18 protein-coding genes are annotated in these 18,450 nt (G+C 66.4%); 14 read left to right on the top strand and 4 right to left on the bottom strand.

Translation table 11 applies throughout. From position 1 onward, the window contains the following. Positions 1-18: 18 nt before the first annotated feature. Positions 19-516: a CNP1-like family protein gene (locus VK98_RS05515; protein ID WP_053077234.1), complete on the bottom strand. Its 498-nt coding sequence runs from the start codon at positions 514-516 to the stop codon at positions 19-21. Positions 517-531: 15 nt separating this feature from the next. Beyond that, on the bottom strand, positions 532-1,311 hold the full coding sequence (locus VK98_RS05510; protein WP_048413071.1) for an NRDE family protein: 780 nt from the start codon (positions 1,309-1,311) through the stop codon (positions 532-534). A gap of 189 nt (positions 1,312-1,500) precedes the next feature. Here VK98_RS05510 and VK98_RS05505 point away from each other — a divergent pair, with 189 nt between their 5' ends. Together VK98_RS05505 and pyrC are read left to right on the top strand one after the other, a co-directional pair. Continuing rightward, complete coding sequence (locus tag VK98_RS05505) at positions 1,501-1,731, top strand: sulfurtransferase TusA family protein (RefSeq protein ID WP_043589636.1); 231 nt, start codon at positions 1,501-1,503, stop codon at positions 1,729-1,731. Positions 1,732-1,917: 186 nt separating this feature from the next. Next, the gene (gene pyrC / locus VK98_RS05500) at positions 1,918-2,955 is read left to right on the top strand and encodes a dihydroorotase (protein ID WP_048413070.1); all 1,038 of its coding nucleotides are present in this window, start codon (positions 1,918-1,920) and stop codon (positions 2,953-2,955) included. Positions 2,956-2,980: 25 nt separating this feature from the next. On the opposite strand, the gene VK98_RS05495 is transcribed toward pyrC, so the two are convergent. After that, the gene (locus VK98_RS05495) at positions 2,981-3,322 is read right to left on the bottom strand and encodes an FKBP-type peptidyl-prolyl cis-trans isomerase (RefSeq protein ID WP_048413069.1); all 342 of its coding nucleotides are present in this window, start codon (positions 3,320-3,322) and stop codon (positions 2,981-2,983) included. A 296-nt stretch (positions 3,323-3,618) separates the two neighbouring features. Here VK98_RS05495 and VK98_RS05490 point away from each other — a divergent pair, with 296 nt between their 5' ends. The 11 genes from VK98_RS05490 to VK98_RS05440 all read left to right on the top strand — a co-directional run bounded on the left by VK98_RS05490 (position 3,619) and on the right by VK98_RS05440 (position 14,726). After that, positions 3,619-4,368 carry a sulfite exporter TauE/SafE family protein gene (locus VK98_RS05490; RefSeq protein WP_048413068.1) on the top strand — a complete coding sequence of 250 codons (750 nt, stop codon included), beginning with the start codon at positions 3,619-3,621 and terminating at the stop codon, positions 4,366-4,368. Between the two features lie 301 nt (positions 4,369-4,669). After that, complete coding sequence (locus VK98_RS05485) at positions 4,670-6,196, top strand: 4-hydroxyphenylacetate 3-hydroxylase family protein (protein ID WP_197082970.1); 1,527 nt, start codon at positions 4,670-4,672, stop codon at positions 6,194-6,196. Between the two features lie 23 nt (positions 6,197-6,219). Continuing rightward, entirely contained in the window at positions 6,220-7,266 is a 1,047-nt protein-coding gene (locus VK98_RS05480; RefSeq protein WP_048413067.1) for an aromatic ring-hydroxylating dioxygenase subunit alpha, read from the top strand. Between the two features lie 13 nt (positions 7,267-7,279). Beyond that, the gene (locus tag VK98_RS05475) at positions 7,280-8,653 is read left to right on the top strand and encodes a diaminobutyrate--2-oxoglutarate transaminase family protein (protein ID WP_048413066.1); all 1,374 of its coding nucleotides are present in this window, start codon (positions 7,280-7,282) and stop codon (positions 8,651-8,653) included. Between the two features lie 15 nt (positions 8,654-8,668). Next, on the top strand, positions 8,669-9,985 hold the full coding sequence (locus tag VK98_RS05470; RefSeq protein WP_048413065.1) for a lysine N(6)-hydroxylase/L-ornithine N(5)-oxygenase family protein: 1,317 nt from the start codon (positions 8,669-8,671) through the stop codon (positions 9,983-9,985). Next, on the top strand, positions 9,966-11,267 hold the full coding sequence (locus tag VK98_RS05465; protein WP_048413064.1) for an FAD-binding oxidoreductase: 1,302 nt from the start codon (positions 9,966-9,968) through the stop codon (positions 11,265-11,267). Before VK98_RS05470 ends, VK98_RS05465 begins: the two co-directional genes overlap by 20 nt. Continuing rightward, positions 11,264-11,896, top strand: coding sequence for an FMN-binding negative transcriptional regulator (locus VK98_RS05460; RefSeq protein ID WP_156187771.1), 633 nt, complete (start codon positions 11,264-11,266; stop codon positions 11,894-11,896). Before VK98_RS05465 ends, VK98_RS05460 begins: the two co-directional genes overlap by 4 nt. Continuing rightward, positions 11,889-12,965: a cell division protein ZapE gene (gene zapE / locus VK98_RS05455; RefSeq protein ID WP_048413062.1), complete on the top strand. Its 1,077-nt coding sequence runs from the start codon at positions 11,889-11,891 to the stop codon at positions 12,963-12,965. Before VK98_RS05460 ends, zapE begins: the two co-directional genes overlap by 8 nt. Continuing rightward, positions 12,956-13,345: a tautomerase family protein gene (locus tag VK98_RS05450; RefSeq protein WP_048413061.1), complete on the top strand. Its 390-nt coding sequence runs from the start codon at positions 12,956-12,958 to the stop codon at positions 13,343-13,345. Before zapE ends, VK98_RS05450 begins: the two co-directional genes overlap by 10 nt. Continuing rightward, positions 13,345-13,848, top strand: coding sequence for a flavin reductase family protein (locus VK98_RS05445; RefSeq protein ID WP_048413060.1), 504 nt, complete (start codon positions 13,345-13,347; stop codon positions 13,846-13,848). The genes VK98_RS05450 and VK98_RS05445 overlap by 1 nt, the downstream gene beginning before the upstream one ends. Beyond that, the gene (locus VK98_RS05440) at positions 13,845-14,726 is read left to right on the top strand and encodes an oxaloacetate decarboxylase (protein WP_048413059.1); all 882 of its coding nucleotides are present in this window, start codon (positions 13,845-13,847) and stop codon (positions 14,724-14,726) included. Before VK98_RS05445 ends, VK98_RS05440 begins: the two co-directional genes overlap by 4 nt. A gap of 44 nt (positions 14,727-14,770) precedes the next feature. Here the strand turns inward: VK98_RS05440 and VK98_RS05435 are convergent, their stop codons facing one another. After that, positions 14,771-15,454 (bottom strand): response regulator transcription factor, encoded by a 684-nt coding sequence (locus tag VK98_RS05435; RefSeq protein ID WP_048413058.1) that lies wholly within the window; start codon positions 15,452-15,454, stop codon positions 14,771-14,773. Positions 15,455-16,107: 653 nt separating this feature from the next. On the opposite strand from VK98_RS05435, the gene VK98_RS05430 reads away from it, so the two are divergent. Next, complete coding sequence (locus VK98_RS05430) at positions 16,108-18,438, top strand: ATP-binding protein (protein WP_197082969.1); 2,331 nt, start codon at positions 16,108-16,110, stop codon at positions 18,436-18,438. The last annotated feature ends 12 nt before the right edge of the window (positions 18,439-18,450 follow it).

Here is an 18,450-nt window from a genome sequence, read left to right as displayed (position 1 = left end):
TTTTCAAGCGCTGCGGCCTCAGCCTTGGCGCAAGCGCTTCAGCGCCTCCTCGGCGTCGCGTGGCGCGCGCTTGTCCGGGCAGGCCAGATCGCGCAGCGTGCGGCGCAGCTTGTCGTCATGCTCGATCTTGCGCCACACCGCCTTGTTGGAGCGGATCCAGTTCTTGTCCACGCTGTTGCCGAAGGCGTAGGCGCGGTAGCTGCCCTCATTGCACAGCAGGCCCTCGAAACTCAGGTTCTCCGCGCCGGCCGGGCTCTTCACCCGCACGATCATCCGCACCACGCCGTCCTCGCCCGCGCTCAGAGTCTTGGCATCGACGAAATACTGGTTGGTCTGCAAATTGTCGGTGCTCACCGCGATCCAGTCCGGCTGCGCCGGATACGGCGGCAACTGGTAATCGCCCTCCTGCCACGGCACCTCCGGCGCGAAATCGATGTTCTTCTTGATCTTGTTGTCGGCCAACGCCGGCTGCGCGGCGCAAAGGGCCAGCACGATGATGGCGGCAAAAGTCTTCAAATCACTACTCCTCGTTCAGCGCGCTGGGGCCGCGCTTGGCTGGCCCGGACGCAAGGTGAAACGGCGGCGGCCGGTTTCCCTGCCGGCCAGGCCCCAACTCAACTCCGAAAACTGCATGTCGCCGCGCGCCGACACCGTCAGCAGCATGGACGCGCGGGTGCCGTAGTCGCGACCCTTGATGAAGATGGGCGACAACACCCGCTCCAGCGCGGAGCCGATGCGGGTGTTCGGCAACTGTCCCGGCGGCGCCGGCGTGCCGTCGGACAGGGCGACGAAGGCCTGGTCCTCGGTGGGCACGCGCTGGAACTCGCGCAAATACTCCGCCAGCCGCTCGCTCTTGAACCACGGCGTGTCCAGCGTGGCGTTGGACAGCGTATGAATGCCCGGCGTCACCCGCGCGATCTGTCCGCCGCGGCTATGAAAATGGAACAGGTCCGAGGCATAGCCGAACAAAAGATTGAACGGCGCATAGCGGCCTTGCTCGGCGCGCAGCCAGTCGGCGAAGGCGAACGGGTCCTCGTCGCCGCTGACGAAACGCTCCACCAGCTCGCCGCGCGAACGCTCCGCCTTGACCGGGTGGCCGTCGCGGATATTGGTCACCGCGGCGATGCGGCCACGGCCGTCCACCATCAACCAGCTGCCGCCGGACTCGGCGTCGCGGCCGCCCAGCGTATTCTGATATTGCGGCCACCAATCCAGCGGCTCGGTCGGACGCGCATAGTATTCGTCCCGGTTGGCCAGCAACACCAGCTGGCCCAATCCGGGGGTCTTGTAGGCAAAAGCGATCACGCACATGATGAAGACCGATTTGAGGATGGCTTGGCGACTCGCGTAAACTTAGGGTTTAGGGAGCAGCCGCGGACAGTTCCGACCAGGCCTGTATTCCGTTCAATGTCCGCCGCGCGTCGGCGCTACGGCCTTGAACGGGTTCCAAGCGGCCGGGCTTCCCTCCATTGTAACTGATAAGGCTGAGGAAGCCGGACCATGAATTTCGACAAGACCATAGACCTCTCCGGCCTCAACTGCCCGCTGCCCATCCTGCGCGCCAAGAAGGCGCTGGCGGAAATGGACAGCGGCGCGGTGCTGGAGGTGATCGCCACCGATCCCGGCGCGCCCAAGGACTTCGAAGCCTTCTGCCGCCAGACCGGCAACGCGCTGTTGACGTCGGACACCACCGCGGAAGGCAAATTCCGCATGGTGCTGAAACGGAAATAATCCCGATGGCTCAGAACCCGTTTACAACAAAGGCGAGACCCGGCGAAAGCGGCAGAAGACGCGGAATGTACTCACGTGCATGAGCATTCCGAAAGCTCTTTCAATGCCGTATCGCCGACGCGCAGCAGCTTGTAAACAGGTTCTTTTTGGCCGCCGCCTTTTTCATCGCAATCCGCAGGCAAGACCATGACGCAAACCCTGACCCTGATCCGCCCCGATGACTGGCATCTGCACCTGCGCGACGGCGCGGCGCTGGCCGCCGTATTGCCCGACACCTGTCGCCAGATGGGCCGCGCCATCATCATGCCCAATCTCAAGCCGCCGGTGACCACCGTGGACGCCGCCGCCGCCTACCGCGAACGCATCCTGGCCGCGCGCCCGGCCGGCAGCCGCTTCGAACCGCTGATGACGCTGTACCTGACCGACAACACCTCGCCGGCGGAAATCCGCAAGGCCAAGGCCAGCGGCTTCGTCCACGCGGTCAAGCTCTACCCGGCCGGCGCCACCACCAACTCCGACTTCGGCGTGTCCGACATCAACAAGGCCATGCCGGCGCTGGAAGCCATGGCCGAAACCGGCCTGCCGCTGCTGGTGCACGGCGAAGTCACCGACCCGGCCATCGACGTGTTCGACCGCGAGGCGGTCTTCATCGAACAGGTGTTCCAACCCTTGCTGGCCAAGCTGCCCGCGCTGCGCGTGGTGTTCGAGCACATCACCACCCGCGACGCCGCCGAATACGTGGCCGCCGCGCCGGACAACGTCGCCGCCACCATCACCGCCCATCATCTGCTGATGAACCGCAACGCGCTGTTCGTCGGCGGCATCCGCCCGCACCACTACTGCCTGCCGGTGCTCAAGCGCGAGCTGCACCGCCAGGCGCTGCTCAAGGCCGCCACCAGCGGCTCCGCCAAATTCTTCCTCGGCACCGACAGCGCGCCGCACGCGCGCCACGCCAAGGAGAGCAGCTGCGGCTGCGCCGGCATGTACACCGCCAACGCCGCCATCGAGCTGTACGCCGAGGCCTTCGAGGCGGCCGGCGCGCTGGACCAGTTGGAAGCCTTCGCCAGCCTCAACGGCCCGGCCTTCTACCGCCTGCCGGTCAACGCGGAGCGCGTGACCCTGGCCAAGCAGGCGTGGACGGTGCCGGACGCGCTGCCCTACGACGGCGACGCGCTGGTGCCGCTGCGCGCCGGCGAGAGCATGGCCTGGAAGCTGCAGGACTAAAAAGGAGGGGGCGAACCCCGCCGCCTCAATCGTCCCGGGTCAGCACTTCCAGCAACTCGATCTCGAACAAGAGATTGGAATTGGGCTTGATGTGGGCGCCGATCTGGCGCTCGCCGTAAGCCAGGCGCGCCGGCACGTACAGCCGGCGCTTGCCGCCCACCTTCATGCCCATCAGCCCCTGGTCCCAACCCTTGATCACGCGGCCGGTGCCGATCACGCACTGGAACGGCCGTCCCTTGGCGTGGGACGAATCGAACTCGGTGCCGTCCTCCAGCCAGCCGGTGTACTGGGTGGTGATCAAAGCGCCCCTGACCACTTCCTTGCCCGCGCCCTCCACCAGATCGGTGATTTGCAGTTCATCGCTCATCTATGCGTCCTCGCCTTCAGTTTGCCGCGGATGATAGCGGACTCGCCCCGCCGCGGCGAGTCCGGCTCGCCAAGCGGCGCCGTAGTTCCGGATAAAACTTTTTCTACAAATATATTAATCATTAAATGCAATTCAAATACTGCAAGGACAAACTTTCCCATTTGACATACATCATGACAAATCAGTAGGATGCAAACACTTGAGAACGGCTGAACCAAGACAAAATAGCCGTCGGAGCAATAGCAGGAGCCGTCAGACCAGTGCCAAGACATGGCTGGCGGGTCAGGAGAAAGCTTATGTTGCTGGATTTGCCATGGCAGGACCTGAGCGCCATCTTCGCGGCGGTCACCATTGCTTACGTGATTTTCGGCGTGGCCGGCTTCGGCACCGCCCTGGTCGCCAGCCCGGTGCTGGCCATTTTCATCCCGGTGGCCAAGATCGTGCCGCTGCTGGCGCTGATGGACATGTTCGCCGCCTTCAGCAACATCCTGCGCGACGGCAGCAAGGCGGACCTCGGCGAACTGAAGCGGCTGATCCCGCTGATGGTGGCCGGCAGCCTGATCGGCGCCGCCATCTTGCTGAAAACCCGGCCGGACGCGCTGCTGCTGGCGCTGGGCGTGTTCGTGGTGGCCTACTCGCTGTACTCGCTCAGCGGCCTTAGCCCCAAGCGGCAATTCCAGCCCCGCGCGGCGGTGCCCTTCGGCCTGGTGGGCGGCGTGTTCAGCGCGCTGTTCGGCAGCGGCGGCTTCATCTACGCCATTTACCTGTCCGGCCGCATCGAACAAAAAGAACATCTGCGCATCACCCAGACCACGCTGATCGGCCTGAGCACCCTGACCCGGGTGGTGCTGTTCGCGCTGGCCGGCGTCTATATGGACGCCTCCCTGCTGCTGCTGGCGCTGATCCTGGCGCCGGCCATGCTGTGCGGGGTGTTCGCCGGCCGCCACATCACCCTGAGGCTGACCCGCGAGCAGTTCATCCGGGTGATCAATACCGTCGTCCTGTTTTCCGGCATCGTCCTGCTAGGCCGTTACTTCAGCCACTGAGAACGTGTTTACGCTCTCGCGAGCGAAGGCGAGACCAGGCGAAAACAGCTGAGAAAGCGGAGTGTACAGATGGTACATGAGCACTTCGAAGCGGGTTTCAACGCCGTATCGCCAACGCGCAGCAGATCGTAAACAGGTTCTGAGCGGACTCCACTACGCAATACCCGCCATAGCCCTCCGCCGGCCCAAACCACGCGCGGCCGCGCCCATGGCGTCGATTCTCTTATCCCTGACGGGAGGGCGTCCTGTCGCCCGCGGTCCGGGATTGTGTTTGCTGCTCTTAATCGATGAGGAGTGCCAAGTGAATCAAGCTGCATTGAACGAAATGATGACGCCGGAGGAATACCTGGCCAGTCTCAACGACGGCCGCGAAGTCTACATCTACGGCCAGAAGGTGGCGGACGTCAGCCGGCACCCGGCTTTCCGCAACAGCGCCTACTCGATGTCGCGGCTGTACGAGGCGCTGCACCACCCGGACAGCCAGGAATTGATGACCGACATCGACCCGGAAGGCTACCGCACCCACCGCTATTTCATGCCCAGCCGCTCCTGTGAGGATCTGCTCAAGGCGCGCGACGCCATCGCCCACTGGTCGCGGCTGACTTACGGCTTCATGGGCCGCACCCCGGACTACAAGGCCGGCTTCACCGCCACGCTGAAGTCCGATCCCCATCTGTACGCGCCCTTCCACGACAACGCGCTGAACTGGTACCGCCAGAGCGCGCGCAAAGTGCTGTTCCTCAACCACGTGCTGGTGAACCCGCCGGCGGGCCGCGCCCGCGCCGCGTCGGAAATGCGCGATCTTTACCTGCACGTGGAGAAGGAAACCGACGCCGGCATCATCGTGCGCGGTGCCAAGATGGTGGCCACCAGCGCCGCCATCTCCAACGCCACCTTCGTCGCCCAGAACAGCGCCGCCCAATACCAGCCCGGCGGCGAGGAGGACTTCGCGCTCTGCTTCATCCTGCCGATGAACGCGCCCAACCTCAAAATCATTTGCCGCCGCTCCTACGAAGCCGCGGCGCTCAGCCCCTTCGACAACCCGCTGTCCAGCCGCTTCGACGAAAACGACTCGGTGCTGATCTTCGACGGCGTGTTCGTGCCCTGGGAAAACGTGCTGATCTACCGCGACATCGAGCGCGCGCGCAGCTTCTACTCCGCCTCCGGCTTCCTCAACCGCTACCCGCTGCAGTCCGGCACCCGGCTGGCGGTGAAGATGGACTTCATCTGCGGCCTGCTGGCCAAGGTGCTGGAGTCCAACGGCAGCGACGGCTTCCGCGGCGTGCGCGCCCGGCTGGCCGACATCGTGGCGCTGCGCAACCTGATGTGGTCGCTGACCGAATCGCTGTGCCACAACCCGGAACCGCGCCGCGACGGCTCGGTGGTGCCGCGGCTGGAGGCCGCCGCCACGGTGCGCTATTTCGGCACCCAGATGATGTCCCAGCTCAAACCGGTGTTCAACACCATACTCGGCGGCTCGCCCATCATGCAGGTGTCCAGCTGGCTGGACCTGGCCAATCCCGAGCTCAAGGACCTGATCGGCTGCTACTTCCAGGGCACCGACCAGGAAGCGGTGGACCGGCTCAAGCTGATCAAGCTGCTGTGGGACGCGCTGGGCAGCGAGTTCGGCGGCCGCCACGAGCTGTACGAGCACAATTACGCCGGCAACAACGAACAGGTGCGGCTGGACATGCTGCGCCACTGCGAGAGCAGCGGCGTGCTGGAGCAATGCCGCGCGCTGGTGGACGACTGCATGGCCGACTACACGACGGACGGCTGGGCGCGTCCGGGCTGGCAGTTCGACGGCGCTTGCCGCGACCGCGTTTGAACCGGACCGGAAAGGAGGCAAGCATGCTGTACGCAGGCAAATGGGACCGCGCCGGTCTGGACTACCAGGCCTTGAAGAACCAATGGCATGTGGTGGCGCGCGCCGACGAAGTCAGCGCCGAACGCCCCAAGGCGGTGCGGCTGCTGGGCGAGGAACTGGTGCTGTGGCGCGACGGCGCCGGCCAGATCCACGCCTGGAAAGATTATTGCGGCCATCGCGGCGCCAAGCTGTCGCTGGGCTGCGTCAAAAAGGGCGAGATCGAATGCCCGTACCACGGCTGGCGCTTCGACGCCGGCGGCCAGTGCACGCGGGTGCCGGCCCACCCGGATCAGGCCACGCCCTCGTCCGCGCGGCTGATCTTCCGCCACCACGCGGCCGAACGCTACGGCCTGATCTGGGCCAGCCTGGACGCGCCGCAGCGGCCGCTGCCGGTGTTCCCGGAATGGGAAGACGACAGCTTCCGCAAGGTTTTCGCCGGCCCCTACCGCTATCTGGGCAACGCCTTGCGCTCGGTGGAGAACTTCCTCGACGCCTCGCACTTTCCCTTCGTCCACGCCAATTTGAACGGCGACCCGGACGCGCCGGAGCCGCTGCCGGACTATCAGGTGTTCAAGGACGAGCGCGGGCTGCGCACCTCGGAAATCTCGGTGTTCCAGCCTTACGGCGACCACCGCGGCATCCCGGTCACCGCGCGTTACACCTACTCGGTGTTCAACCCCACCACCGCCTACTTCGTCAAGAAGACCGGCGACACCGAGCGCTTCTGCACCTTTCTCAACGCCACCCCGGTGGACGAGGCCGAGTGCGTGATCTGGCTGATCGTCGCCATCAACTTCGGCGCCGACTTGAGCGAGGAGAAAATCCTCTACCGCCAGGACATGGTGTTCGAGCAGGACCGGCTGATCGTGGAGTCTCAGCGCCCGGCGCGGCTGCCGCTGGACCTCCAGCAGGAAATGCATGTGCGCAGCGACCGGCTGGGCATCGAATACCGGCGCTGGATCAAGGAACTGGGGCTGCGCGCCGGCGCGCAAGACCACGCCGAGCCGCGCGCCGCGGCCGTGCTGAACTGACAGGGAGCAAGCAATGGAAGCATTTGAACCCCGCCGCCTGCAGCTGGCCGAGCGCGAATCCAACGCCCGCACCTACGCGCGCGGCATAGACCGCGTGATCAGCCGCGGCGAACTGGCCCGGGTCTACGACAGCGAAGGCCGCGAATACCTGGACTGCCTGGCCTGCGCCGGCGCGCTGCCGCTGGGCCACAACCACCCCTTCGTCCAGCAGCGGGTGGCCGATTTTCTGCAATCCGGCCAACTGCAGCAGGCGCTGGACATCGCCACCCCGGCCAAGCTCGCCTTCGTCGAACAGCTGTACCAGGCGCTGCCGGCCGCTTTCGCCGAACACGCCAAGGTGCAGTTCTGCGGCCCGTCCGGCTCCGACGCGGTGGAAGCCGCGCTCAAGCTGTTCAAGACCGCCACCGGCCGCCGCCCGGTGCTGGCCTTCCAGGGCGCCTACCACGGCATGACCATGGGCGCGCTGGGCATGATGGGCAATCTGGGGCCGAAACAGGCGGTCAGCGGCTACCCGGCGGAAATCCAGTTCCTGCCGTTTCCCTACGCCTACCGCAGCCCCTTCGGCGCCGACGCCGCCGACACCGAACGGCTGTCGCTGGCTTATCTGGAAAATCTGTTGTCCGACCCGGAAAGCGGCGTCGGCAAGCCGGCCATGCTGCTGGTGGAGCCCATCCAGGGCGAAGGCGGCTGCATTCCGGCCAGCGCGGAATGGCTGCGCGGCCTGCGCGAGATCACCGCGCGCCACGACGTGCCGCTGGTGATGGACGAAGTGCAGACCGGCTTCGGCCGCAGCGGCGACATGTTCGCCCACGAGTGGGCCGGCATCGTGCCGGACGCCGTCATCCTGTCCAAGGCGGTGGGCGGCGGCTACCCGCTGGCCCTGGTCGCCTACCACCAGAAATACGACCGCTGGGCGCCCGGCGCCCACGCCGGCACCTTCCGCGGCAACCAGATCGCCCTGGTCAGCGGCGCGGCCACGCTGGAATACCTGCGCCGGCCCGGCGTGCTGGAGCAAGTGCGGGAGGTGGGCCAGCTGCTGCGCCAGCGCCTGCAGGCGCTGCAAGCGCGCTTCTCCTGCATCGGCGAGGTGCGCGGCCGCGGCCTGATGCTGGGGGTGGAACTGATAGACCCCAACGGCGCGCCGGACGCGCTGGGCCACCCGCCGGCCAACGGCCTGCTGGCCAAGGCGCTCAAGCGCGCCTGTCTGGAACACGGCCTGATCCTGGAAAGCGGCGGCCGCCACGGCGCGGTGATGCGCTTGCTGCCGCCGCTGATCATCGGCGCCGACGACGCGGAGGACATCGTCCGCCGTTTTGAAACCGCGCTGGCCAGCTTGTGGCCCGCCGCCCCGGCCGCCGCGCACGCCCCGGCCGCCATGGCCTTCTGAACCTGGAGCGACAGCATGACGCATACCGTACACGACATCATCGGCATCGGCTTCGGCCCCGCCAACATCGCGCTAGCCATCGCGCTGGAAGAACTGGCGCCGCAGCTGTCCGTGCGCTTTCTGGAGCGGCGGCCCTCCGCCGCCTGGCAGCCCGGCATGCTGCTGGAAGGCTCGGACATCCAGAACCACCCGCTGCGCGACCTGGTCACCCCGCGCAACCCGCGCAGCCGCTACACCTTCACCAACTTCCTGCACGAACACAACCGGCTCTACGAGCACCTGAACCTGCCGCTGCACTACCCGCTGCGGCTGGAATACGCGCAATACGTCAGCTGGGCCGCCGGCTGCTTCCAGCACCTGGTGGAATACCAGCGCGAAGTCATCGACATCCTGCCGGTCAGCGACAGCGGCGGCGCGCTCAGCCATTACCGCGTGCTGTGCGCCGACGGCCGCGAATACCTGGCGCTCAGCGTGGTGCTGGCGCCGGGCCGCACCCCCAACATCCCGGAGCCGTTCCAGCGCGCGCCGGACCCGCGCGTGGTCCACCTCAACCACTACCTGCCGGCGCTGGAGCGGCTGAAGGCCAAGGGCGGCGGCCGGGTGGCGGTGATAGGCGGCAGCCAAAGCGCGGTGGAAATCCTGCTGCACGCCAGCGCCGAGCCGGCGCTGACGCGGGTGGTCGGCGTCACCCGCAACTTCGGCTACCGCCAGAAAGACACCAGCCCCTTCTCCGACGAGGTGTACTTCCCCGCCTTCGTCGACGCCTTCTTCGCCGCCAGCCCGGAACACAAGGCCAGGCTGCGCCAGGAACTGGTGTTCACCAACTACTCGGCCGCCGACATCGACGTGCTCAACCAGCTCTACGTCAAGCAGTACGCCAACCGGCTGCAGGACAAGGACAGCCTGGCCCTGCTCACCTGCATGGAGACCGAGGCCTGCGAACCCGGCGCCGACGGCGTCACGCTGCGGCTGCGCCACTTCCTGGGCGGCGACGCGGTCAGCGAAACCGTGGACCTGGTGGTGCTGGCCACCGGCTTCCTCGACCTGGGCCGCGGCCCCAAGCGCGAACCCTGGCCGCGCGTGCTGGAAACCCTGTCGCCGCAGCTGTTCGCCGAGCGCGACACCGTGGACATCGCGCTGGACTACCGCGTGCGGCTGCGCGGCGAGGCCGACCACGGCGCGCCGCTCTACCTGAACGGCCTGTGCGAGTCCTCCCACGGCATGGGCGACGCCGGCTCCTTCAGCCTGCTGGCGCTGCGCTCCCAGGCCATCGTGCAATCGCTGACGGCGCGGCTGGAACAAGGATCGCGGCATGACGGCGCCCGCGCTTGAAGCGCTGCTGAGCGCCGCCACCGGCTGGCAGGCGCGCGCGCGGCCCTTATTGGCGGACAAGGCCGACGCGCTGCCGGTCAGCTGCGAACTGGCGGTGATAGGCGCCGGCCTGACCGGGCTGTCGGCGGCGCTGGCCGCCGCCGAGGCCGGCTGCTCGGTGGTGGTGCTGGAAGCCGACGCCGTCGGCAGCGGCGCCACCGGCCGCAACTCCGGTTTCGTGGTGCCGGTGCCGGCGCGCTGCGGCCCGCCGGAGCTGCGCGCCTGGCTGGGACCGCAGGCCGAAGGCTATCTGGCCGGCCTGAGCGAGGCCGCGGCCGAATTGCTGGCCCTGCCGGAAGCCAGCCCGGTGCGCAAAGGCTGGATGCAGCTGTTCGCCGCCCCCGGTTCCGCGCAGGCCGGCGCGCTGGCCTGGCGCAGACTGGGCGTGCGCGCCCGCGCGCTGGACGCCGAACAAGCGCAAGCCCTGAGCGCCGCCGCCGGCTACCACGGCGGCCTGCTGTTCGAGGACGGCGGCCAGATCGACCCGCTGGCGCTGGCGCGCGGCCTGGCCGAACGCTGCCGCCGGCGCGGCGTGGTGCTGCTGGAGCGCTGCCCGGCCAAACTGCTGGAACTGGAAAGCCGCGACGGCATGCACGTGATCCGCACCCCGCGCGGCAGCCTGCGCGCCGGCCGCGTGCTGATGGCGGGCAACGCCTACAGCCGCGACGGGGTCGCCGCCGTCGCCCGCCACAGCGTGCCGCTGACGCTGGCGCTCGGACAGTTCGAGCTGAGCGCGGAACAGCAGGCGCGGGTGCTGCCCGCCGACATCCCCTTCTCCGACAACCGCCGCGATATGTGGTTTTTCCGCAAAACGCCGGAAGGCCAATTGCTGACCGGCCTGTTCGCGCTGCGCTCCGACGCCGGCGCGGAACACTACGACGCCGCCTTGCGCCGGCGCGTCCGCGCCGTCTTCGGCCTGGAGCTGGACGTCGCGCCGCGGCTATGGGCCGGCCAGGTCGGCCTCACCCCGTCCGGCCTGCCCAGCCTGCGGCGCGTCGGCGACGGCGTCCTGGCCTGGACCGGCTGCAACGGCCGCGGCCTGGCGCTGTCCTTCATGCTGGGTCGGAGCCTGGCCCGCCAGCTGATAGGCGCCGGCCCGGCCCTATTGCCGTTCAACTCGCGAGCGCTGCGCGGCCGCGCGCTGCTAAAGTGGATGGCCGAAGCGGCCATCGCCCACGACCGCCGCCGGCGCGCCCGGCTCGCGCCGACCGAAGCTCGTACGCCAAAGGACACCACCCAGTGAGTTCATGCGCCTTCCATTACCAGGAATACTGCTGTAGCCGCCCCGAGCTGATTGACCGGATGATAGCCCGCTACCCGCTGGCGCTGATCAGCAGCGAACACCAGGGACGGCACCACGCCAGCCACATCCCGCTGTTCCGCGTCGCCGACCGCAGCCTGTTCGGCCACGTCGACCGCCGCAACCCCCAATTCCAGGGCCGCGGCCGCTTTCCCGCGCGCCTGGTGTTCATGGGCCCGCAAAGCTATATCCCGCCGGAAGCCTACCGCAGCCGGCTGCTGCCCACCTGGAACTACGTCGCGGTGCACATGGACGTCGAGATCGAAGTCCTCGACGACCTCGAATCCGCCCGCCGCGCGCTGCGCGACACCTGCGAGCGGCTGCAGCCGCCGCAAGCGCCGTTCCAATACCAGGCCGCCGATCCCCGGGTGATCGCCAACGCGCCGCACATCCTCGGCCTGCGCATCCACGTGCTCCACGAGGAAGGCCGCTTCAAGCTGTCGCAAGACAAGACCCCGGCGGACCAGCAGGCGGCGCTGGATCATCTGCTGCGCCGCGACGAAGCCGCGGAGCGCGCGCTGCTGGAAGAACTGCTGCGCTTCGCCGAAACCGCGGAGCCGGCGCATGGCTGAGCCCTCCGCGCTGGCCCGGCGCTTCATCGACAGAGGCGTCGCGCTGGACCCCGGCCAGCGCCGCGCCGCCGACGCGCTGGACGCGCTGCGCCTCCAGGCGCGGCCCGGCCCCGGCTGGCCGCTGCGGCGGCCGCCGCCGCAAACCGGCGCCTATCTGTGGGGCGAGCCCGGCCGCGGCAAGACCATGCTGATGGACGGCCTGTTCTCGCTGTCCGACGCGCCGGCCCAACGCATCCACTACCACCAGTTCCTGCGCGACCTGCACCGCGGCCTGGCCCAGGCCGGCGGCGAGCAAGCCAACTACCTGCCGGCGCTGGCGCGGCGCGTGGCCGCACAAAGCCGCCTGTTCTGCCTGGACGAATTCCATCTGCACGACATCGCCGACGCCATCCTGATGGAACGCTTCCTGACCGTGCTGCTGGAAGAGCGGGTGCTGGTGATCCTGACCTCCAACTACGCGCCGGAGCAACTGCTGCCGGACCCGCAGCTGCACCGCTACGCGCTGCGAGTGATCGCGCTGATCCAGCGCCACATGCAGGTGCTGCACCTGGACGGCGACCGCGACTACCGCTACCGCGAAGCCGCCGCCGGCGAACACTATCTACACCCCTGCGGCGCGGACGCCGAACAACACCTGCGCCGGCTGCTGCAAGAGCAGGGCCGGAGCGTGGGCCCCGCCGCCGCCGTCTCGCTGTCCGGCCGGCCGCTGTCCGCGCGGGCGCAAAGCCCGGACTGCGTCTGGTTCGACTTCGAAACCCTCTGCCTGGGCCCGCGCTCGCATCTGGATTACCTGGAAATGTCGGAACGCTGGCACACCGTGGTCGTCTCCGACATCGCCCAGGCGCAGTTGAACAAGGCGGACGGCCTGCGCCGCTTCATCTGGCTGGTGGACGTGCTCTACGACCGCCGCCAGCGCCTGCTGCTGATTTCCGAACGCCCCATCGAAACCATGCTGCGCGAAGTCACGCTGTCCGCGGACACCCACCGCACGCTGAGCCGGCTCGCCGAAATGCAATCCGCCTCCTTCGCCGCCGCCGCCCCCATCGAAATGAGCCCGCTATGCCAATAGTCAGAATCGAAGACGCCGCCGCGCGCACGCCGGCCCAGCGCCAAGCCATCGTCCACTGCGTCTACGACGCGCTGCGCGCCGTGTTCGGCGTCAGCGACGAGGAACTGCAAGCGCGCTACCAGCGCTTCGCGCCGGACGATCTGCTGCCGCCGGGCGGCGACCCGGACTACCTGCACATCGAGATCACCGTCTTCGCCGGCCGCAAACCGGACACCAAGAAAAAGCTCTACGCCAAACTGGCCGCCGACCTGGCCGCGCTGCTGGACATCGCGCCCGCCTCGGTGCTGATCCTGCTGCGCGAAGAGCCGGCCGAAAACTGGGGCATGCGCGGCGGCCAGTCCGCCAGCGACATCGACTTCGGCTACGCCATCGCCGTCTGATGAGCCAGGACCCGCAGGCCCTGCGCCAAACCCTGGGCAGCTTCGCCACCGGCGTCGCCGTCGCCTCGGTCTTAGACCCCGAACACGGCCCGCTGGGCCTGACCATCAACGCCTTCAGCTCGGTGTCGCTGGAACCGCCGCTGATCCTGTGGTACTTGCGCCGGCAATCGCGCGCCGCCGCCAGCTTTCTCTCCGCCGATCGCTTCGCCATCCAGGTGCTGAGCCGACAGCAGCTGGACGTGTGCCGGCTGTTCGCCGCCCCCGGCCACGCCGAACGCAAGCGCGCCCGCTTCACGCTGGAGCGCCACGGCGCGCCGCTGATAGACGGCGCTGCCGCCTGGCTGGCCTGCCGCCGCAAAAGCCATTACCAAGAAGGCGACCACCTGATTCTGATCGGCGAAGTCCTGGCCGCCCATCACGATCCGGCCCGCCAGCCGCTGGTCTACTGGCGCGGCCAGTACCATCAAACCCATCCCCTAGCCTCCCTGGAACCGCAACCATGACGCAAAACAGCAAACACGTCCTGCGCAGTCTGATCGCCAGCCGCTCCGGCCTGCTGGTGCCCGGCGCCTACAACGCGCTGAGCGCGCGCATCGTCGAAGACCTCGGCTTCGGCGCGCTCTACCTGACCGGCGCCGGCCTGACCAATATGCAGCTGGGCCTGCCGGACCTCGGCTTCGTCGGCCTGAAGGAAGTGGCGGACCAGACCGCCGCCATCCGCGACGCGGTGTCCATCCCCATCATCGTCGACGCCGACACCGGCTTCGGCAACGCGCTCAATGTCCGCCGCACCGTGCGCGTGCTCGAGCGCGCCGGCGCCGACGCCATCCAGCTGGAAGATCAGGTGCTGCCGAAGAAGTGCGGCCATTTCGCCGGCCAGAACCTGATCAGCGCCGCCGAAATGTGCGGCAAGCTGCAGGCGGCGGCGGACGCGCGCCAGGATGAGAAGCTGCTGATCATCGCCCGCACCGACGCCTGCGCGGTGGACGGCATAGACGCCGCCATCGAACGCGCCGGCCGCTACGCCGAGGCCGGCGCCGACGTGCTGTTCATCGAAGCGGTGCGCGAGCTGGACGACATCCGCCGCCTGCCGGCGCTGTTCGACCACCCCTTGCTGATGAACATCGTCATCGGCGGCAAAACCCCGGCGTTGAGCGCCGCCGACCTGAAAGAACTGGGCTACGGCCTGGTGCTGTACGCCAACGCCGCGCTGCAAGGCGCGGTGCTGGGCATGCAGCGGGCGCTGGGCGCGCTGTCCCGCGACGGCATCCTGCAGGAAGACCCGCAACTGGTGACCCCGTTTTCCGAACGCCAGCGCCTGGTCAACAAGCCGTTCTACGACGAGCTGGACGCGCGCTACGGCGCGGACGGACGGGATTGAGCGCGGGCGGGCCGCGATGAAGGGCGGGCTCCAGGCCCGCCCGTCTATTGGATTTCGTCTTTGATGAAGTACAGCTCGTGGTCCGACTTCAAGCCCAGCTTCTTGATCGCGGCCTGCTTCTGGCCGCTGATGGTCTTGATGCTCTTAGAGAATTTTTCGGCGATCTCGCTCACCGTCATGCCGTCGAGAAAACAGCGCAGCACTTCCAGCTCCCGCGGCGACAAGGCGGACAGGCGGACCACCCGGTCCATCGCGGCCGGCGCGTGCGTGGAACTGTCGGCGGGCACGCTGTCCGCCTGCTGGGCCTCAGCCAGTTCCAGCGCCATCTCCGCCGTCAGATAGACGCGCCCGGCCACCACCACCCGGATCGCGCGCACCAGTTCGTCCAGATCCTGCTGCTTGCCGACGAAACCGCGCGCGCCGGCCCGCAAGGCCAGGGACACCGTGGCCGTGTTGTAGTAAGAGGACATGATCAGGATCACCACCTCGGGGAAGCGCGCGCGGATGGCGCGGATCAGGTTCAAACCATCCATGTCCTGAGGCTGCAACGCATAATCCAGCACCAGCACATCCGGACTGCCCTGGCTCAACGCCGCCAGAAAAGAGCGGCTGTCGCCGAAACAGCCGGTCAAGACGATATCGCTCTCCCGCGACAATCTAAAGCCCAGGCCCTGCCTGACCACCTCATGATCGTCCAACAGCATCACTTTGATTTTGCTTTCCTTCATTTCCCCTCCACCGTCTCCAAACCCTCTCTCATTCGATTCAAATACTCATTTTTTTAATCATCGCCTCAATATAGCATGCAAAACCATCTAGCAGAGATCATGGCCATCCACAACTTGCGGCAGGTCCTCCACCCCATACAACCCCGTTTTAATCACAAGCATCAACATCGTTTGCAAATCGTCAGCATATATTCAGCAAGCCAAAATAAATCAGCTGCCAAAACGAGTAAAAACACCCTTTGCCAATCCAAAACCCCATAATCACCGCCATTCAAACCAAATGGGTATTTCCAACACACCACAATACAAAGCCATACCGTAAACGCATATACCGCAGAGTGTGCGTCAAATGGGGAAAAATGCTAAATTCGGCAACAAAGCCACGTCAACAAGAGCATTCTCAAACGGCTGGAATTCTCTCGCAAATCATTTTACAGTCATGCCACGATGAATGGCCGTCAAACGGCGCCGCATCGTAAAATCAGCCCGACCCACTATAATGTTCAAGCAAACTTACCCAAGATGGCGGCCGCATGGCAAAAACTCCCTTTAACCCATTTATTCTCCCCCCTCTCACCCTGGCCCTGCGCCATGCCATTACACCCGCACTTCGTGCGATGGCCTGGATTATTGTGTTTATTTGCTGGCCGGCCATGGCCAGCGCTGCCGCTCAGGAACAGCCCTCGCTCTATACCGCGGAGGAAATCGCCTGGATCAAGAGCCATCCCACCATCCCCTACTCCATCGACCCCTACTGGCCATTGGAATACATTGAAAACGGCCACCATAAGGGACTCAGCTGCGCCTACCTCAAAGCCATCGCCAAAAAGAGCGGCCTGCAGTTCCAGCTGGTTAAAGCAGACAATACCCAAGACATGATAGGCAAGTTGAAAGGGGGTCAGATCTATCTGGCCACCATGGGCGCGACGCAGCTGATTCCCAAGGAATACGGCATCCCGCTGCTGAATAGCCAGCCTTACGCCTCCACCGCCACCATCATCATCACCAGGGCGGGCGCCGAAGGCCTGTTCAATCCCTCGCAGCTGGAACGCAAGACCGTCGCGGTCAAGGGCGGAGGCGGCTATGAGCAATATCTGCGCGCGCACTACCCTTACTTGAAACTGGTGTTGATCAACGACCCGGTGGCGGCCTTGAAGGCCGTCGCCGACGGCAAGGTGTTCGCCGCCATCGGCGCGGAAATCGTGTTCCGGCCGGTATTGCAGGGCCGCTTCCCCAAAACGCTGCAAATCTCCGGCACCATGCCGGAAATGTTCACCGGCCTGAACATCAAGGTGGCGCGGCAATATCCGGAACTGCGTTCCATCATCGACAAATCCCTGTTGCAGCTGAGCCCGTCCGAAACCGACGAGATCTTTGACGATTGGGTCGCCGACATCGACTTCGGAAAACCGTCGATGCATCAGATCAGCCGCTACTACCTGCCGGAAATCCTGCTGGTGCTCTCGGTGCTGTCGGTGATGGTCTTCCTGTTCATGCAGGCCCGCTGGGCCAAACGCCGCGCCGTGGCCAGCGAGGAAGCGAAGTCGAAGTTCCTCGCCATGATGAGCCACGAAATCAGAACGCCGATGAACGCCATCCTCGCCGCCATCGAGCTCTTGCAACAGACCCGACAAAGCCGGCAACAGCAGGAGCTGTCCTTGCTGGCCAGCTCCTCCGCCCACAATCTGCTGGAGCTGCTGGACGATGTGCTGGACACCGCCAAGCTGGAGGCGCGACACCTGGCGCTGGAAAAACTGCCCACCGATTTGCTGGAGTTGGCGAAAGGGATCAGCGACAGCCAGCGCCTGAGCGCCAGCCGCAAGGGCCTGGACTTGACGCTGTCCGCGGACGGACTGGAAAACCGGCTATTGCTGCTGGACCCGATGCGCATGCGCCAGATCATGACCAATCTGCTGTCCAACGCCATCAAGTTCACCGATCGCGGCGAGGTGGCGCTGTTGATGCAGTTCAATCTGCAAAGCGAGAAGTCCGGCAAGCTCCTGGTCACGGTGCGCGATACCGGGGTCGGCATCGCCAAGGCGCGGCAGGACAAGCTCTTCCGCGCTTATAGCCAGGCGGAGCGCTCCACCAGCCGCCGCTACGGCGGCAGCGGACTGGGACTGAGCATTTGCAAGCAGCTGATCGAGCTGATGGGCGGCAGCATTCTGCTGGAAAGCGCCGAGGGCAAGGGCACCGCCGTCAGCTTCGTCCTGCATGTCGAGGTGGCGGACCCGCCCGTCGACGAGGCCCCTGCTCCCGACGCCATGCCCGCCGCCCTGCCGCGCCATAGATTGCTGGTGGTGGAAGACATGGCGGTGAATCAGCAAGCCATCCGCCGGCAGCTCGCCCAGCTGGGCTGCGCCGTCACGATAGCGGAAAACGGCCTGGCCGCCTTGCAACGACTGCGCCAGGGCGAAGTCTATTCGATGATTTTGATGGACTGCCATCTGCCCGGCATCGACGGCTACGAAACCGCCAGGCGAATCCGGGCACTGGAAACAGAACGAAACCTGCCCTTCACCCCCATCATCGCCATCTCCGCGATCACCGACCTCACGCACAAGAGCCGCTGCATCGCCAGCGGCATGGACGGCATCTTGTCCAAGCCGCTGAGCTTGCAGGATCTGGAGGATATTCTCCGGCTGTGGCTGATGACGGAGGAGCTCGCGCCGCCGCCGGCCCTGCCCGCTTCGGCCCCGGACCTGGCCCGGCTGTACAGCCAGAGCGCGCGGCACGACTTGCTCCAGTTCCGGCAAGCCGTCGCCGACCAACAGCCCGAGGCCATGCTCCACCATGTGCACCGGCTCAAGGGCGGCGCGCTGACCGTGGGCGCGGAAGCGCTGACGCGGCTGGCCGCCAATATGGAACAAGCGCTGCAGGCCGAGGGCGGACGCCCCGACGAAGCCGCGCTGCTGGCCTGGCACCAGGCGTTCGAACAGGCGCTAACCCAGTGGCGAGAAGAAACTCCCGAGAGCGGCGCTTAGCGCCGGTTCAAA

The sequence above is a fragment of the Chromobacterium sp. LK11 genome (genome assembly GCF_001043705.1).
Lineage (GTDB): Bacteria > Pseudomonadota > Gammaproteobacteria > Burkholderiales > Chromobacteriaceae > Chromobacterium > Chromobacterium alkanivorans.
The sequence above is the reverse complement of the archived record's forward strand: the minus strand, read 5'-3'. Positions and strand labels throughout refer to the sequence as shown.

What these genes read in the sequence shown, in the direction of transcription:
- pyrC (WP_048413070.1), top strand. Translation starts at nt 1,918, where the DNA reads ATGACGCAAACCCTGACCCTGATCCGCCCCGATGACTGGCATCTGCAC.
- VK98_RS05480 (WP_048413067.1), top strand. Translation starts at nt 6,220, where the DNA reads ATGCTGTACGCAGGCAAATGGGACCGCGCCGGTCTGGACTACCAGGCC.
- VK98_RS05490 (WP_048413068.1), top strand. Translation starts at nt 3,619, where the DNA reads ATGTTGCTGGATTTGCCATGGCAGGACCTGAGCGCCATCTTCGCGGCG.
- VK98_RS05495 (WP_048413069.1), bottom strand. Translation starts at nt 3,322, where the DNA reads ATGAGCGATGAACTGCAAATCACCGATCTGGTGGAGGGCGCGGGCAAG.
- VK98_RS05440 (WP_048413059.1), top strand. Translation starts at nt 13,845, where the DNA reads ATGACGCAAAACAGCAAACACGTCCTGCGCAGTCTGATCGCCAGCCGC.
- VK98_RS05430 (WP_197082969.1), top strand. Translation starts at nt 16,108, where the DNA reads ATGGCCAGCGCTGCCGCTCAGGAACAGCCCTCGCTCTATACCGCGGAG.
- VK98_RS05435 (WP_048413058.1), bottom strand. Translation starts at nt 15,454, where the DNA reads ATGAAGGAAAGCAAAATCAAAGTGATGCTGTTGGACGATCATGAGGTG.
- VK98_RS05465 (WP_048413064.1), top strand. Translation starts at nt 9,966, where the DNA reads ATGACGGCGCCCGCGCTTGAAGCGCTGCTGAGCGCCGCCACCGGCTGG.
- zapE (WP_048413062.1), top strand. Translation starts at nt 11,889, where the DNA reads ATGGCTGAGCCCTCCGCGCTGGCCCGGCGCTTCATCGACAGAGGCGTC.
- VK98_RS05450 (WP_048413061.1), top strand. Translation starts at nt 12,956, where the DNA reads ATGCCAATAGTCAGAATCGAAGACGCCGCCGCGCGCACGCCGGCCCAG.
- VK98_RS05470 (WP_048413065.1), top strand. Translation starts at nt 8,669, where the DNA reads ATGACGCATACCGTACACGACATCATCGGCATCGGCTTCGGCCCCGCC.
- VK98_RS05505 (WP_043589636.1), top strand. Translation starts at nt 1,501, where the DNA reads ATGAATTTCGACAAGACCATAGACCTCTCCGGCCTCAACTGCCCGCTG.
- VK98_RS05475 (WP_048413066.1), top strand. Translation starts at nt 7,280, where the DNA reads ATGGAAGCATTTGAACCCCGCCGCCTGCAGCTGGCCGAGCGCGAATCC.
- VK98_RS05510 (WP_048413071.1), bottom strand. Translation starts at nt 1,311, where the DNA reads ATGTGCGTGATCGCTTTTGCCTACAAGACCCCCGGATTGGGCCAGCTG.
- VK98_RS05445 (WP_048413060.1), top strand. Translation starts at nt 13,345, where the DNA reads ATGAGCCAGGACCCGCAGGCCCTGCGCCAAACCCTGGGCAGCTTCGCC.